At 68.2% G+C, this 13,503-nt stretch carries 15 protein-coding genes; 6 read left to right on the forward strand and 9 right to left on the reverse strand.

All coding sequences use genetic code 11. The features are described from left to right. Nucleotides 1–17: 17 nt before the first annotated feature. Together dusA and LXB15_RS06140 are read left to right on the forward strand one after the other, a co-directional pair. Nucleotides 18–977 carry a tRNA dihydrouridine(20/20a) synthase DusA gene (gene dusA, locus LXB15_RS06135; protein ID WP_233951689.1) on the forward strand — a complete coding sequence of 320 codons (960 nt, stop codon included), beginning with the start codon at nucleotides 18–20 and terminating at the stop codon, nucleotides 975–977. An 88-nt stretch (nucleotides 978–1,065) separates the two neighbouring features. Beyond that, on the forward strand, nucleotides 1,066–1,887 hold the full coding sequence (locus tag LXB15_RS06140; protein WP_233951691.1) for a sulfite exporter TauE/SafE family protein: 822 nt from the start codon (nucleotides 1,066–1,068) through the stop codon (nucleotides 1,885–1,887). Nucleotides 1,888–1,912: 25 nt separating this feature from the next. Here LXB15_RS06140 and LXB15_RS06145 read toward each other — a convergent pair whose 3' ends face one another. From LXB15_RS06145 to LXB15_RS06155, 3 genes are all read right to left on the reverse strand, one after another. After that, the gene (locus tag LXB15_RS06145; protein WP_233951693.1) at nucleotides 1,913–2,608 is read right to left on the reverse strand and encodes a TIGR02281 family clan AA aspartic protease; all 696 of its coding nucleotides are present in this window, start codon (nucleotides 2,606–2,608) and stop codon (nucleotides 1,913–1,915) included. 4 nt (nucleotides 2,609–2,612) lie between these two features. Then, entirely contained in the window at nucleotides 2,613–2,849 is a 237-nt protein-coding gene (locus tag LXB15_RS06150; RefSeq protein ID WP_233953072.1) for a DUF1289 domain-containing protein, read from the reverse strand. 156 nt (nucleotides 2,850–3,005) lie between these two features. After that, on the reverse strand, nucleotides 3,006–4,508 hold the full coding sequence (locus LXB15_RS06155) for a HAMP domain-containing sensor histidine kinase (protein ID WP_233951694.1): 1,503 nt from the start codon (nucleotides 4,506–4,508) through the stop codon (nucleotides 3,006–3,008). Between the two features lie 231 nt (nucleotides 4,509–4,739). On the opposite strand from LXB15_RS06155, the gene LXB15_RS06160 reads away from it, so the two are divergent. The 3 genes from LXB15_RS06160 to LXB15_RS06170 all read left to right on the forward strand — a co-directional run bounded on the left by LXB15_RS06160 (nucleotide 4,740) and on the right by LXB15_RS06170 (nucleotide 6,554). Beyond that, nucleotides 4,740–5,351 carry a glutathione S-transferase family protein gene (locus LXB15_RS06160; RefSeq protein ID WP_233951695.1) on the forward strand — a complete coding sequence of 204 codons (612 nt, stop codon included), beginning with the start codon at nucleotides 4,740–4,742 and terminating at the stop codon, nucleotides 5,349–5,351. Beyond that, nucleotides 5,348–5,980 (forward strand): uracil-DNA glycosylase family protein, encoded by a 633-nt coding sequence (locus LXB15_RS06165; protein WP_233951696.1) that lies wholly within the window; start codon nucleotides 5,348–5,350, stop codon nucleotides 5,978–5,980. Before LXB15_RS06160 ends, LXB15_RS06165 begins: the two co-directional genes overlap by 4 nt. Before the next feature lie 88 nt (nucleotides 5,981–6,068). After that, nucleotides 6,069–6,554: an Lrp/AsnC family transcriptional regulator gene (locus LXB15_RS06170; RefSeq protein ID WP_183206423.1), complete on the forward strand. Its 486-nt coding sequence runs from the start codon at nucleotides 6,069–6,071 to the stop codon at nucleotides 6,552–6,554. A gap of 102 nt (nucleotides 6,555–6,656) precedes the next feature. On the opposite strand, the gene LXB15_RS06175 is transcribed toward LXB15_RS06170, so the two are convergent. The 3 genes from LXB15_RS06175 to LXB15_RS06185 form a co-directional block, all read right to left on the reverse strand. Next, on the reverse strand, nucleotides 6,657–7,526 hold the full coding sequence (locus LXB15_RS06175; protein ID WP_233951697.1) for an NAD(P)-dependent oxidoreductase: 870 nt from the start codon (nucleotides 7,524–7,526) through the stop codon (nucleotides 6,657–6,659). A gap of 94 nt (nucleotides 7,527–7,620) precedes the next feature. Continuing rightward, nucleotides 7,621–8,442 (reverse strand): ABC transporter permease, encoded by an 822-nt coding sequence (locus tag LXB15_RS06180; RefSeq protein WP_233951698.1) that lies wholly within the window; start codon nucleotides 8,440–8,442, stop codon nucleotides 7,621–7,623. Further along, complete coding sequence (locus tag LXB15_RS06185; protein ID WP_233951699.1) at nucleotides 8,439–9,149, reverse strand: ABC transporter permease; 711 nt, start codon at nucleotides 9,147–9,149, stop codon at nucleotides 8,439–8,441. Before LXB15_RS06185 ends, LXB15_RS06180 begins: the two co-directional genes overlap by 4 nt. Nucleotides 9,150–9,277: 128 nt before the next feature. On the opposite strand from LXB15_RS06185, the gene LXB15_RS06190 reads away from it, so the two are divergent. Then, nucleotides 9,278–10,252, forward strand: a complete 975-nt coding sequence (locus LXB15_RS06190) for an MBL fold metallo-hydrolase (RefSeq protein ID WP_233951700.1) — start codon at nucleotides 9,278–9,280, stop codon at nucleotides 10,250–10,252. Nucleotides 10,253–10,311: 59 nt separating this feature from the next. Here the strand turns inward: LXB15_RS06190 and LXB15_RS06195 are convergent, their stop codons facing one another. The 3 genes from LXB15_RS06195 to LXB15_RS06205 all read right to left on the reverse strand — a co-directional run bounded on the left by LXB15_RS06195 (nucleotide 10,312) and on the right by LXB15_RS06205 (nucleotide 13,414). Then, complete coding sequence (locus tag LXB15_RS06195; RefSeq protein ID WP_233951702.1) at nucleotides 10,312–11,109, reverse strand: ABC transporter substrate-binding protein; 798 nt, start codon at nucleotides 11,107–11,109, stop codon at nucleotides 10,312–10,314. 135 nt (nucleotides 11,110–11,244) lie between these two features. Continuing rightward, nucleotides 11,245–12,444 carry a multidrug effflux MFS transporter gene (locus LXB15_RS06200; RefSeq protein ID WP_233951703.1) on the reverse strand — a complete coding sequence of 400 codons (1,200 nt, stop codon included), beginning with the start codon at nucleotides 12,442–12,444 and terminating at the stop codon, nucleotides 11,245–11,247. 73 nt (nucleotides 12,445–12,517) lie between these two features. Then, nucleotides 12,518–13,414 (reverse strand): DMT family transporter, encoded by an 897-nt coding sequence (locus LXB15_RS06205; protein ID WP_233951705.1) that lies wholly within the window; start codon nucleotides 13,412–13,414, stop codon nucleotides 12,518–12,520. Nucleotides 13,415–13,503: the final 89 nt, after the last annotated feature.

Genomic DNA, 13,503 nt, shown 5'->3' on the forward strand with positions numbered 1-13,503 from the left:
TATTCGCGGTCGCGCCGATGATCGACTGGACCGACCGTCACTGCCGGTATTTCCACCGGCAGCTGACCGGGCGCGCGCTGCTCTATACCGAGATGATCGTGGCCGATGCGATCATCCGGGGCGACCGCGACAGGCTGCTCGGCTTCGACGCGGCCGAGCATCCGGTGGCGCTGCAGATCGGCGGCTCGGATCCGGAGAAGCTCGCCGAGGCCTGCCGGATCGCCGGCGCCTATGGCTATGACGAGATCAACCTGAATGTCGGCTGTCCTTCCGACCGGGTGCAGTCGGGGGTCTTCGGCGCCTGCCTGATGCTGCAGCCGGAGCTCGTCGGCGAATGCCTGTCGGCGATGGTCGAGGCGAGCCCGGTGCCGGTGACGGTGAAGTGCCGGATCGGCGTCGACGACCAGGATCCCGAGGAAGCGCTCGACCGGCTGGCGGACGAAGCCGTGGCCGCGGGCGTCTCGGCCATCTGGGTGCATGCCCGAAAGGCCTGGCTGCAGGGGCTCAGCCCGCGCGAGAACCGCGACATCCCGCCGCTCGACTACGACCGGGTGCACCGGCTGAAGCGGCGGCTGCCGGAGGCCTTCGTCGGCCTCAACGGCGGGCTCCAGACGCTCGATGCATCGCTCGCCGAGCTCGACCGCGTCGACGGGGTGATGCTGGGTCGGGCCGCCTACCAGACGCCGGACCGGCTGCTTGACGTCGACCATCGCATCTTCGGCGAGGAGAAGCGGCCGATCGATCATGCGGCGATCATCGACGCCATGGCGGCCTATGCCGGCCGGCATATCGCAGAGGGCGGGCGGCTGGGGCAGGTGACCCGCCACATGATCGGCCTGTTCAGCGGCATGCCCGGATCGCGGCGCTGGCGGCAGATCCTGTCGGACGGCGCCGTCAAGCCGGGCGCCGGGCCGGAACTGCTGCACGAGGCCTTCGCGGCGGTGCGCCTCGATCCGGCCGAACGGGATGCGGCGTGAAGCCTGGGACAAGCGCTCAGTGCGCGCGCGGCGGTGGATATCGTGGCGGCGGGGATGCAAGGCGCCATGCACGCGCCTATGAGACCTGATGTCGTTCGATCTCGCGTCCGTCCTGTCACTGCTGATTCCGGTCCTCGTCGCCGCCGCTGCGGGAGGCTTCCTCGCCGGTCTGTTCGGGATCGGCGGAGGGGCGATCTACGTGCCGATCCTCTACCAGACCTTCGAGGCGCTGGGCGTCGACCACGCGGTGACGATGCACCTGGCGATCGGCTCGTCCATCGCGATCATCGTGCCGACCTCGGTCCGCTCACTGGTGGCGCACTGGCGCAAGGATGCGGTGGACTGGCGACTGCTGCGCGAGTGGCTGGTGGCCGTGCCGCTCGGCACCGTCGCCGGCGTCGTGTTCGCCACCTACGCCTCGTCCGAGGCGTTACGGGGGATCTTTGCCGTCCTCGCCACGATCCTCGGCCTGAAGATGCTGTTCGGCCGGGTTCCCTACGTGCTGGCGCAGGATCTGCCGGGCCTGGCGGGCCGTTCGGCGGCCGGCTTCGGCATCGGCCTGTTCTCGGCGCTGATGGGCATCGGCGGCGGGGTCCTCAACAACACCTTCATGACCCTGTTCAACCGGCCGATGATCCAGGCGGTGGCGACCAGCGCCGGCGTCGGCGCGCTGATCTCGATTCCGGGTCTTGCGGCCTATGTCGTCGGCGGCTGGGCCGATCCGCTGCTGCCGCCCTACAGCCTCGGCTTCGTCAGCCTCCTCGCGGTGGCGGTGGTCACTCCGGGCTCGATCCTGACCGTCCCCGCCGGCGCCGCGCTGGCGCACCGGCTCAGCCGGCGGCAGCTGGAAATCGGCTTCGGCTGCTTCCTGCTGCTGGTCGCCGGCCGCTTCGTCTACAGCCTGCTCTAGGGGCGACGGGCGTCCCGGACGCTCGCTAGTCGGTGAGGATCAGCCGGTCGCCGCGGAAGTCGAACGACGTCAGCGTCGACAGGAAGCTCATCCCCAGCAGGACGACCCCGAGGCCGTCGCCCTCGATCACGGCGGCATCGACGTCGCGGCGGACGATGTCGCCGATCCGGAGCGTCTCCAGGCGCAGCGGCGCGGCGTTGGCGATGCCGTTGGCGGTCATCACCTGCTGCGAGAAGCGCAGGTCGCCGGTCTCGATGCCCAGCGCCTCGGCCGTGCCGCGGTCCATGGCGACGACGGATGCGCCGGTATCGACCATGAACGACACCGGCTCGCCGTCGATTGACCCGTCGAGATGGAAGTGATTGTCGACGCCGCGCGTCGCCATGTACTGCCGCCCGTCGGAGCCGGCGACAGCCACGACGCTGCCGGGCACGAGCGCCGCCATCAGCCGGTTCTTCAGCGCGTTCAGCTCCGGCGCCGAGGCGTAGAGCCCGACCAGCACCAGGAAGGCGAGGCCCCAGATCGCCGCGGCCTTGAGCGCGAAGCCGAGGCGGGTGCGGACCATCAGCAGTGCAGTGGAGGCGAGCGCCAGCCCCCATGCGCCGTAATAGGCGAGGCCGGCAAACTGGTCGTCCGGAAGCCCGGCGATGGCGCCGTCGCCATCGAGGACCAGCACCAGGCAGGCAACGCCGATCAGCGCCAGGATGACCCAGAGAAGCACGTCCCTACGCATCGTCGGCACCCCCGCCGGCCCGGGCCCGCGCCAGCGCGCTGCGCCTCGTCTCGCGCCGCGGCGGCCGCGTCAGGGTCGCCAGCCGCGCGGGCAACGCCGCCATCAGCTCACGCCGTTCCGCCGGCGTGAAACTCGTCCAGCCGGCGATCTCGTTGCCGGTCCGGCCGCACCCGAAGCAGTATCCGCTCAGCGGATCGATCGTGCAGACGAGGTTGCAGGGGCTTTCGATGGTCATTCCCGTCCTTGCTCGCGGCGCTCGGGGCCTGGCCGAGATATGGCGGGCCGCAGCGGGGCGGGCAAGCACCCCGCGACCTGACAATCCCGTCAGGGCGCTGAAGGAGCATCGTCGCGGCGATTGTCGAGCGCGCGCACCGGCAGGCGCCGGTCAGGCGATCTCGTCGAGGGCTTCCATGACCTCGAGAACCCGCAGATTGGGAAAGATCGCGATGGCTTCTGTGCCCTCGCGCAGCCGCGAGTTCAGCTCGAATGTGCCGTCATGCATCTTCACCAGCGCCTGGACGATCGGCAGGCCGAGGCCGGTGCCCTGCTCGGCGCTCTTGATGGCGACGGATCCCTGTCCGAAGGACGAGAGCACGATGGGGATTTCCTCCGGCGGGATGCCGGGCCCGTTGTCGCTGACCGAAACATACTGGCCACCGCCGGCGGTCCAGCCGACGCGAAGGAGGATGCGCCCGCCGCGCGGGGTGAACTTCACGGCGTTGGACAGGAGATTGATGATGATCTGCCGAAGCGAGCGCTCGTCGGCCCACATGGCCGGCAGGTCCTTCTCGAACTCGGCGCGGACCTCGAGTTCCTTGGCCTCGGCCTTGACTCGGATATAGGCAAGGCAGTCGCGGGCGATCGGGACGAGTTCGACGGCTTCCTCGTTCAGGTTGTAGCGCCCGGCCTCGACGCGGGAGAGGTCGAGGATCTCGTTGATCAGGCCGAGCAGATGCTGGCCGGAGGCGTGGATGTCGTCGACATATTCCTTGTAGGCGGGGTTTCCGACCGGCCCGAGGATCTCCTTGCCGATGACCTCCGAGAACCCGAGGATGGCGTTGAGGGGCGTGCGGAGCTCGTGGCTCATCGTGGCGAGGAAGCGGGACTTGGCGAGATTGGCGTCCTCGGCCCGCCGTCGCGCCTCGTCCGAGACGAGCTTGGCGGTCTCGAGTTCGGCGATCAGGTCGTCCTTCTCGGCCTGGTGCTTCATCCGGTCGAGGGCGCTGCGCCGCAGCCGCTCCGCGACGATGGAGAAGAACGGCACGGCGCCCAGCAGCACCACCTGCATCGTCCCGGCCACCGGCTGCGGCGAGGACAGGATGCCGACGACGAGCAGCAGCCCGGTCGGCACGAAGGTCAGCGGCACCACGCCCTTCAGCGTGTAGGAGATCATCGCGATCATCGCGACGGCGAGGAAGATCACCGTGAACTGGAAGATCTCGAAGCGCATCGGCCCGCAGGCCTCGCAGGTGAGCGTCGCGAGATAGGCCCATGACAGCCCCGCCACGACGTGGCCGGCCAGGAACAGCCGGCTCCAGCGCCGCACGTCGACGGTGTCGCTCGGGCGGGCGGAAAAGCGCCGCGCGATGACCACCAGCCCGAGGTGGCTGGCAAGGGCGAACAGTGCCCAGAGCATGGCCGTTGCCGGCCCGGTGAACACCGACAGCGCGAAGCCGGTGAGGATGACCGGCAGCGGCAGCACGACGGCCGCCGCCTGCAGCGACGCCGCATGCTGCGCCAGGAGTTCGCGTCCGTAGCTGTCGGACACGCCGCCCCGCGACGACAGCTTCTCGCGGGTGCGCCGCAGCGTCCGGTTGAGCTCGGCATTGCCCGACGCCCGCCGTGGGACGAGCTGGGAATCGTAGAGCGGATGGGCTGCGATGGACATGAACTCGATCGATCGCCTGGGATACGCGGATGACGACCGATCATGTTTCGGGAAGCTTAAAAAAATGCCTTAAGGAAGAACGAAAATGCCGATTGCTTGTGGAAAAGCGGATCGGTCCCCCTTCGGGCGGTGAGGTGGCATGAGCGCCCCCAACAGGCTCGGCGGGAAGGGACTTGGCACACCCGTCCCGCCTGCTTACTCATCGGGCGATTCTACAGGGAGAATGAAGCGATGAAACTGTTCGATGGGGGCCGCGCGCCCAACCCGCGGCGCGTCCGGATCTTCCTGGCGGAAAAGGGCATCGAGGTTCCGACCGAGGCGGTCGACATGGGCCAGATGGCTCACCGGTCGGAAGAGATGGCCAGGCTCAACCCGTTGAAGCGCCTGCCGGTGCTCGAACTCGACGACGGCACCGTGCTCACCGAATCGATCGCCATCTGCCGCTATTTCGAGGAGCTGCATCCAGAGCCGCCGCTGTTCGGCACCGGGGCGCTGGGACGGGCGCGCGTCGAGATGTGGAACCGCCGGCTCGAGCTGGGGCTCTACGCAGCCGTCTCATTCGCCTTTCGCCATACCCATCCGGCGATGGCGGATTGGGAAGTCCCGCAGATTGCCGCCTGGGGCGAGGCGAACCGGCCCAAGGCGCTGGAATTCCTCGAGCTGTTCGACACGCATCTGGCGGACAACCGTTTCGCGGCGGGCGAGGACTTCAGCGTCGCCGACATCACCGGCCTGATCGCCTGCGACTTCATGAAGCCGGCGAAGATCGCGATGCCCGAGGGGCTCGGCCATGTCGCGCGCTGGTATGGCGAGGTGTCGGCGCGGCCGAGCGCGGCGGCTTGACGACAGGCGCGTTCCCGCGGACGCCCGAGGCGCTGTACGGGACGATCCGCGGCTGCCGGATCTGCCGGGACGCCCCGCTCGGGGCCCCGCTGCCGATCGAGCCCAACCCGATCCTGGTGATCTCGTCGACGGCGCGGCTGGTCGTCGCCAGCCAGGCGCCGGGCAATATCGCCGACCGGACGACGGTTCCGTTCAACGACCCCTCCGGCAACAGGCTGCGGCAGTGGCTGGGGATCGGGCGGGAGATCTTCTACGATCCGGCGCGGCTGGCGATCGTGCCGATGGGCTTCTGCTTTCCCGGCAACGATGCCAAGGGCGGCGACCTGCCGCCCCGCCGGGAATGCCGGCCCGCCTGGCATGATCTGGTGATGGCCTCGATGCCGCAGGTCGAACTGGTTCTGGCGATCGGGCTGCATGCGCAGCGCTTCCACATCGTCGAGGGCGCCGGCGCGAGCCTGACCGAGACCGTCGCGGACTGGCGGCGGATCCTGGCGGGACGCGGGCGCTTCGCTCCCGTCCTGCCGATGCCGCACCCATCCTGGCGCAACACGCCCTGGCTGAAGCGCCATCCCTGGTTCGAGGCCGAGCTGCTGCCGGCGCTGCAACGTCGCGTGGCGGAGCTCGTCTGAGACCAGGGAGGGGCGCAGACGTTGCGGCGCCCTGTTGTTTTTCCCGCGGCTTCTCTATCACTCGGAACAACGAGGGAGTGGGGCGGCGATGGACCGGCTGGACAAGAAGATACTGAGGCTGCTGCAGGAGGATTCGACGCTGGCGGTGGCGGATGTCGCCAAACGCGTCGGCCTGTCGACGACACCCTGCTGGCGCCGCATCCAGAAGCTCGAGGAGGAGGGCGTCATCAAGCGCCGGGTGGCGATCCTCGACCCGGTCAAGGTGAACGCCCGCGTCACCGTCTTCGTGTCGATCCGCACCAACTCCCATTCCAACGAATGGCTGAAGCGCTTCTCCGAGGTGATCGGCGAGTTTCCCGAAGTCATCGAGTTCTACCGGATGAGCGGCGACGTCGACTACCTGCTGCGCGTCGTCGTGCCGGACATCGCCGCCTACGACGCCTTCTACAAGCGGATGATCGCCAAGATCGAGATCCGCGACGTCTCCTCGTCCTTCGCGATGGAGCAGATCAAGTACACGACCGAGCTGCCGCTGGACTATCTGGTGCTCGACAAGGAGCCCCGCGGGGATTGAGCCGCAGGCGGTGAAAGCCGAGTCGGAGGAATCGTTTGCGGGCGGACGTTGCCGCATCGCGCGAGCTGCTTCAGGCGGCCCGCGCGACGTTGGCGAGGCGCGTTACCGGTTGAGGCGGGCGAGCAGGCTCGACGTGTCCCAGCGCTTGCCGCCCATCGCCTCGACCTCCGCGTAGAACTGGTCGACGAGAGCGGTGACCGGCAGGGTGGCGCCGTTGCGCCTTGCTTCGGCGAGGCAGATGCCGAGATCCTTGCGCATCCACTCCACCGCGAAGCCGTGCTCGTAATGGTCTGCGATCATGGTCTTGTAGCGGTTCTCCATCTGCCAGGAACCGGCGGCGCCCTTGGAGATCACGCCGATCACCTTCTCGATGTCGAGGCCGGATTTCTGGCCGAAGGCGATCGCCTCGGACAGGCCCTCGACGAGGCCTGCGATGCAGATCTGGTTCATCATCTTGGTCAGCTGGCCGGAACCGGCAGGTCCCATCAGGCCGACCATCCGCGCGTAGGAATCGATCACCGGCTTGGCTGCTGCGAAATCGGCCTCGTCGCCGCCGCACATCACGGTCAGGACACCGTTCTCGGCGCCGGCCTGGCCGCCCGAGACAGGCGCGTCGATGAACTTGAAGCCCTTTTCACGGGCCGCCGCGTCGAGTTCGCGGGCGAGCTCGGCCGAGGCGGTAGTGTTGTCGATCAGGGTCGCCCCCGGCTTCATGCCGGCGAAGACGCCGTCGTCGCCGTAGACGACCGAGCGGACATCGTCGTCATTGCCGACGCAGGTGAAGACGAAATCGGCGCCCTTGGCAGCTTCCCGCGGCGTCGCGGCATCTGCGCCGCCGTGCTCGCCGGCCCATTTCAGCGCCTTCTCCGCGCTACGGTTGAAGACGGTGACGTCGTGGCCGCCTTTCGCCTTGAGGTGACCCGCCATCGGATACCCCATCACGCCCAGTCCGATGAATGCTGTCTTCGCCATGCCGGCTTCCCCCCTCGATCGATGTCCGTGTCGGACCGGCCCTGCGGCGGCCCGCTCGCTTTTTCCATGTTATCTGGCGTGGAGTCGAGACGGCCTACCGCTTCAGGTGCCGGGTCAGGCGGCGTTCGACGAAGTCGGTCGCATGGCGGAGCGCCTCGACGATGGCGAGATAGAGAAGGGCCGCCCAGATATAGGTCTGGAAGTCGAAGGTGCGCGAATAGGCCTGCCGCGTCACGCCCAGCAGGTCGTAGACGGTGATGATCGCGACGATGGCGGAGGCCTTGATCATCAGGATGATCTCGTTGGCGTAGGGCCGCAGGGCGACGATCATCGCCTGCGGCAGCACGATCTTCCAGAAGATCACCAGTTTCGACAGGCCGAGCGAACGGGCTCCTTCCCACTGGCCGCGCGGCACGCTCTCGATGGCGCCGCGCAGGATCTCCGCCTGATAGGCCCCGGTGTTCAGCGCCAGCGAGAACAGCGCGCAATACCAGGCCTCGCGGAAGAACCCCCACAGGCCGATCGACTCGAAGAAGCCGCGGAACTCGCCGAAGCCGTAATAGACCAGGAAGATCTGGGCGATCAGCGGCGTGCCGCGGAAGAAGTTGACGAAGGCGAACGAGGCCCACTGCGCCGCCGGGTTCTTCGACATGCGCCCGAAGGCGAGCGGCACCGAGACGATCGCGCCGCAGACGAAGGAAACGGCGACCAGCGAGACCGTGACCCACAAGCCCGAGAGGTAGGACGGACCGAAGCGGGTGAACAGCGTCGGGTCGAAGACCGTGCCCAGATAGAACAGGAAGCCGATGGCGACGGCGATCCAGACGCCGATGGCGAGAATACCGGCGAGGGGGCGGCGCCGGGTCAGCGCCTGCGGCGGCGGCGAGGCCGCGATCATCCGCTCGGCGACGCTCATTTCGCCATCTCGCCGCGCCGGGTCCAGCGGCCGATCCTGCCGAGCACGACCGCGGAAGCCAGGGTGAGGACCAGATAGAGGGCGCAGGCAAGGCCGAAGAACAGGAAGGGCTCCCGGGTCACCCGCGCGGCGATCTGCGTCTGCCGCAGGATCTCCGCCAGCCCGATCACCGAGACGAGCGCGGTGTCCTTGATGAGGTTCTGCCAGAGATTGCCGAGGCCCGGCAGCGCGATCCTGATGAGCTGCGGCAGGATGATCAGCAGCATGACGCGGGACTTGCGCAGTCCCAAGGCGGCGCCTCCCTCCCGCTGGCCATGCGGAATGGCCCGGAACGCCGAGAGGAAGACCTCGCTCGAAAAGGCGGTGAACACCAGGCTGAGGGTGATGACGCCGGCCTGGAAGCTCGACAGCGCGATCTCCGGAAGGCCGCTCGCGCCGCTGAGCGAACGCAGGGCGCTGTTGAGGCCGAAATAGACGAGGAACAGCGTCAGCAGCTCCGGCAGGCCGCGGAAGATCGTCGTGTAGATATTGGCGGAGAGATTGAGCAGCCGGTCCTCCGACTGCTTGCCGAGCGACAGCAGGAAGCCGGCGACGAGGCCGATCGGCAGCGTCACCAGGGCGAGCGACACGGTGACGAGGACGCCCGCGGCGATGTCGTCGCCCCATCCGGTCTCGCCGAAGCCGAGGAGCACCAGCATCTCCTGCATCAGGCGCGCCTCGCGACCTGACGGCGGTGCGTATCGTTTTCGCCGACGGATCGTTCGCCGGCGAACGGGTTTGCCGCTGCGCCCGACGGCGCTAGTGTCCGGATCCCGATCACGGAGTATCCTTCCTCATGACGATGTCCCGACGCACGCTTCTGGCCGGAGCGCTCGCCGCGCCCGTGCTTGTCAAATTCGCCCTCGTTCCCGCCGCCGCCCAGACCGCCACGGCGCCCGGCGTGTCGCAGGTCGTCGCGGTCCAGCGCCTCAAGGTGGGCGAGGCGATCGTGACGGCGATCTCCGATGGCTTCATCCCGATCGACACGGCGTTCCTCTCCAACGTGACGCCCGAAGCCGCCAACGAGATGCTGGCGGCCGCTTTCGTGGCCGCCGCGTCGCCGGTCGTCACCGGTGTCAACGCCTACGTCGTGCAACTGGCGGACCAGACGGTGCTGATCGATGCCGGCGGTGCCGGCATGGCACCGAGCCTCGGCAAGCTGATGCCGGGCCTCGAGGCGGCCGGCATCGCGCCGGAAGACATCACGGCGGTGCTGTTGACGCATCTTCACGCCGACCATATCGGCGCGATGATCGTCGATGGTCAGCCGGCTTTCCCGAATGCTGCCGTCCATGTCCACGAGATCGAGGCGGCCTTCTGGACGAGCGCCGAAAACCGGGCCGCCGCCCCGGACCAGTTCAAGCCGTTCTTCGACAGCGCCAAGGCGGTTGTCGATGGCTATGGCGATCGCGTCAAGACGTTCACCGGCGCGGCGGAAGTGGTGCCCGGCATCACCGCGCGCGAGCTGTTCGGCCATACGCCCGGCCATTGCGGCTACCTCGTCGGCAGCGGGGAGGACAGCCTGCTGGTATGGGGCGACATCGTCCATGTCGGGCCCGTCCAGTTTGCAAAGCCCGACGTGGGCATCGCCTTCGACACCGATGGCGCGAGAGCGGTCGCGACCCGTCAGGCGCTCCTCGCAGAGGTGGCAGAGCAGCGCACCCGCGTCGCCGGCATGCACATCTCGTTCCCGGGCGTCGGCCATGTCGTCAAGGCGGTAGAGGACGGGGCCTACGCGTTCCAGCCGGCGCCCTGGACCTACGCTCTCTGATCGCATCGATCGGGAGGGGGCGGCGTCACCGGACGCCGCCCCCGTGTCGTTTGCCAGTCTCACTCGCCGTAGACGTCGAAGTCGAAATACTGGTCCTGGATCTTCTTGTAGGTGCCGTCCTCGCGGATCGCTGCGATCGCGTCGTTGAACATGCCCTTCAGCTTCTCGTTGCCCTTGCGCAGGCCGATCCCGACGCCCCGGCCGTAGATCGCCGGATCGGCGGGCAGCGTGCCGAGGATCTTGCAGCAGGCACCGGCTTCGCTGCCGATCCACTCCGACAGGACGACGACATCGTCCATCACCGCGTCGACGCGGCCGCTCTCGATGTCGAGCTTGTATTCCTCGGCGGTCGGATAAAGCCGGATGTCGGCATCCGGGAACATCGCCTTGGCCGCCTGCGAATGGGTGGTCGAGGTCTGCGCGCCGATCGCCTTGCCGGACAGCGCTTCCGCCGTGGCTTCGGTGATCTCGGAATCCTTCGGCACGGCGATGGCCGGCGGGGTCTGGTAGTACTTGTTCGAGAAGTCGATCTGCTGCTCGCGTTCCGGCGTGATCGACATCGACGCGACGAGGGCGTCGAAATTGCCGTTCTGCAGGGCGGGGATCATGCCGTCCCAGTCCTGCGTGACGAAGGTGCACTGGACCTTCATCTGATCGCAGAGCGCCTTGGCGATATCGACGTCGAAGCCCTTCAGCTCGCCGGCGGCGTCGAGAAAGTTGAAGGGCGGGTACGCGCCTTCGGTTCCGATCACGACCTTTGACCAGTCCTTGTCCGCGTCGCTCTCCTGTGCGGCGGCGGGGCCGGCGAGCAGGGCGGCGACCGCGGTGGCGAGCGCGAGAGTTCGGGTGAATCGCATGGAGACCTCATCGTTGCTGTTGGCAGCACGTCGCTCGGACGCCCGGAAAAGCGGCATGCCGCGAAGACAGGCGATGCTGCCATTATTTCGCCGCGCAAGGCAACTGCCGACGACGACGCTTCCCCCGACTTCGGTTCAGGCGGTGGTGCGGACGCGTTTGGCGGCCAGCGTGCAGCCGAAGCCGGCAACGCCGAAGCCAAGCATCAGCAGCGCCATCCCGAAGGCGCCGCCGGTGCCCGTCGCGAGGATCGCCGCGAGGATCGAGGCGACCGCGCCGAGCCCGATCTGGCAGGCGCCGAGCAGGCCCGCCGCCGCCCCGGCAGCTTCCGGCCGGACACTGACGCCACCGGCCGTCGCCGTCGGCAGGACCAGGCCGTTGCCGAGCCCGACCAGCATCATCGGCCCGAACAGCGTCAGCGGCGACAGCATCCCCGCGCCGATGGCCAGCGCGGCGAGGGCGGCGGCGCAGACCGTCAGACCGGTGCCGGCGACCATCATGGTCTTGATGCCGAGGCGCTCCGAGTAGCGCGCCGTGCCGTAATTGCCGATGACGTAGCCGACCGAGCAGAGGATGAACCAGAAGCCGTAGCCGGCCGGGGTCATGTGCAGGACCTCTACCGCGATGAACGGCGCCCCGCCTAGGAAGGCGAAGAACACCGCGGACGTCAGGGCCGAGGCGCCGACATAGATCCAGAAGGCGCGCGAACCCAGCAGCAGCGAGTAGCTGCCGAACTGCGACAGGAACGGCCTGCCACGCTCGCTGTTGGTCTCCGACAGGTCGAAGGCGAGCAGGGTGACGGTCAGGATGCCGACGGCGCCGAGAAGCCAGAACACGCTGCGCCAGCCGAAGGCGGTATCCATCAGACCGCCGAGGGCGGGGCCGATCATCGGCGCGACGGCAAGGCCCATCGTCACGTAGCCGATCATCGCCGCCGCCCGTTCGCGGCTGTAGACGTCGCGCACGATGGCGCGGGAGAGGGCGATGCCGGTGGCGCTTGCCGACTGCACGATGCGCCCGGCGAGAAACAGCGCCGGTCCCTCGGCGGCGAGGCACATGGCGGTGCCGACGAGAAACAGCAGCATGCCGCCGATGATCACCGGGCGCCGGCCGTAGCGGTCGGACAGCGGGCCGGCGATCAGCTGGATCAGCGCGGTGGCGATAAGGTAGAGCGAGAGGCCGAGCCCGATCGTCGCGCCGTCCGCCTGGAGATCGCGGGCGATCGAGGTCATCGACGGAATGAAGATGTTGATCGCCAACGGCGACAGCGCGGAGGCGATCATCAGCGTGACGAGCATCGGACGCCGGGCGATCACGGTCGAGGTCTGGTCGGTCATCGGGTCTTACCTGCGGGATCGAGCGGCAACGCCAAACGGCGGGATGGCCCTCGTGCGGAAGCGAGGGTCCTCATCAGTGCACCTGCTGCGTGGGCGGGAGCTTCACGGCGCCGCGCAGGCGCTCCCGATACAGCGTGTAGATGCCGCTGGCCACCACGATCGTCGCGCCGAGCAGGGTCAGCGGCGAGGGCAGGTCGCCGAAGACGATGTAGCCGATCACCAGGGCATAGAGCAGGATCGAATAGCGGAACGGCGCGACGAAGCCCATGTCGCCGGTTCGCATGGCCTGGACGATGAAGATGTAGCCGACGGCGATCGCTGCCGCGGCGAAGACGAGGTTGACTAGGTTGACCGCCGACACCGGCTGCCAGCCGCCGGACAGCGGCAACAGCAGCCATCCGACCAGCGAGACGGCGATGGACGTCACCAGCGCGATGTAGATCGACGGCACCGCCCGGTCCATCCTGCGGGTGGAGAGGTCGCGGATGGCGGAGAAGGCGACCGAGGCGAGCACGGCGACGGAGTAGATCGTGAAGCCTTCGGTCCCCGGTCGCACGATGATCATCACGCCGAGGAAGCCGACGGCGATGGCGGTCCAGCGTCGCCAACCGACGGCTTCGCCGAGAAACAGCGCCGCCCCCAGCGTCACCGTCAGCGGCAGCGCCTGGAAGATCGCCGAGGCATTGGCGAGGGGCATCTGGCCGAGGGCGGTGATGTAGCAGAGCGTCGCCATGATGTCCGCCGCGGTGCGCAGCAGCAGCCGCGGAGACAGTGCGTCGCGCAGCGGCCGCAGGGCCTTGAGGCCCCAGGCGAGGACGAACAGGAACACCGCGCACGCCACGCCCCGGATCGCCATGATCTGCACCGGCGGGATCGCCGGCGAGGCGAGCTTGACGAAGCTGTCGTTGACGACGAACCCTGCCATTGCAAGCAGCATGAACAGGGCGGCGCGGGTGTTGTCGCTGTACAAGGAGACGCCCGGGGAAGCTGCAGGAGGGACTGTCAGGCTCCCTTACGCTCACCCTCGCCGCTTGGCGAGGGCGGGCAGTCGTTTTCGTC

Source organism: Aurantimonas sp. HBX-1, assembly GCF_021391535.1.
Lineage (GTDB): Bacteria > Pseudomonadota > Alphaproteobacteria > Rhizobiales > Rhizobiaceae > Aurantimonas.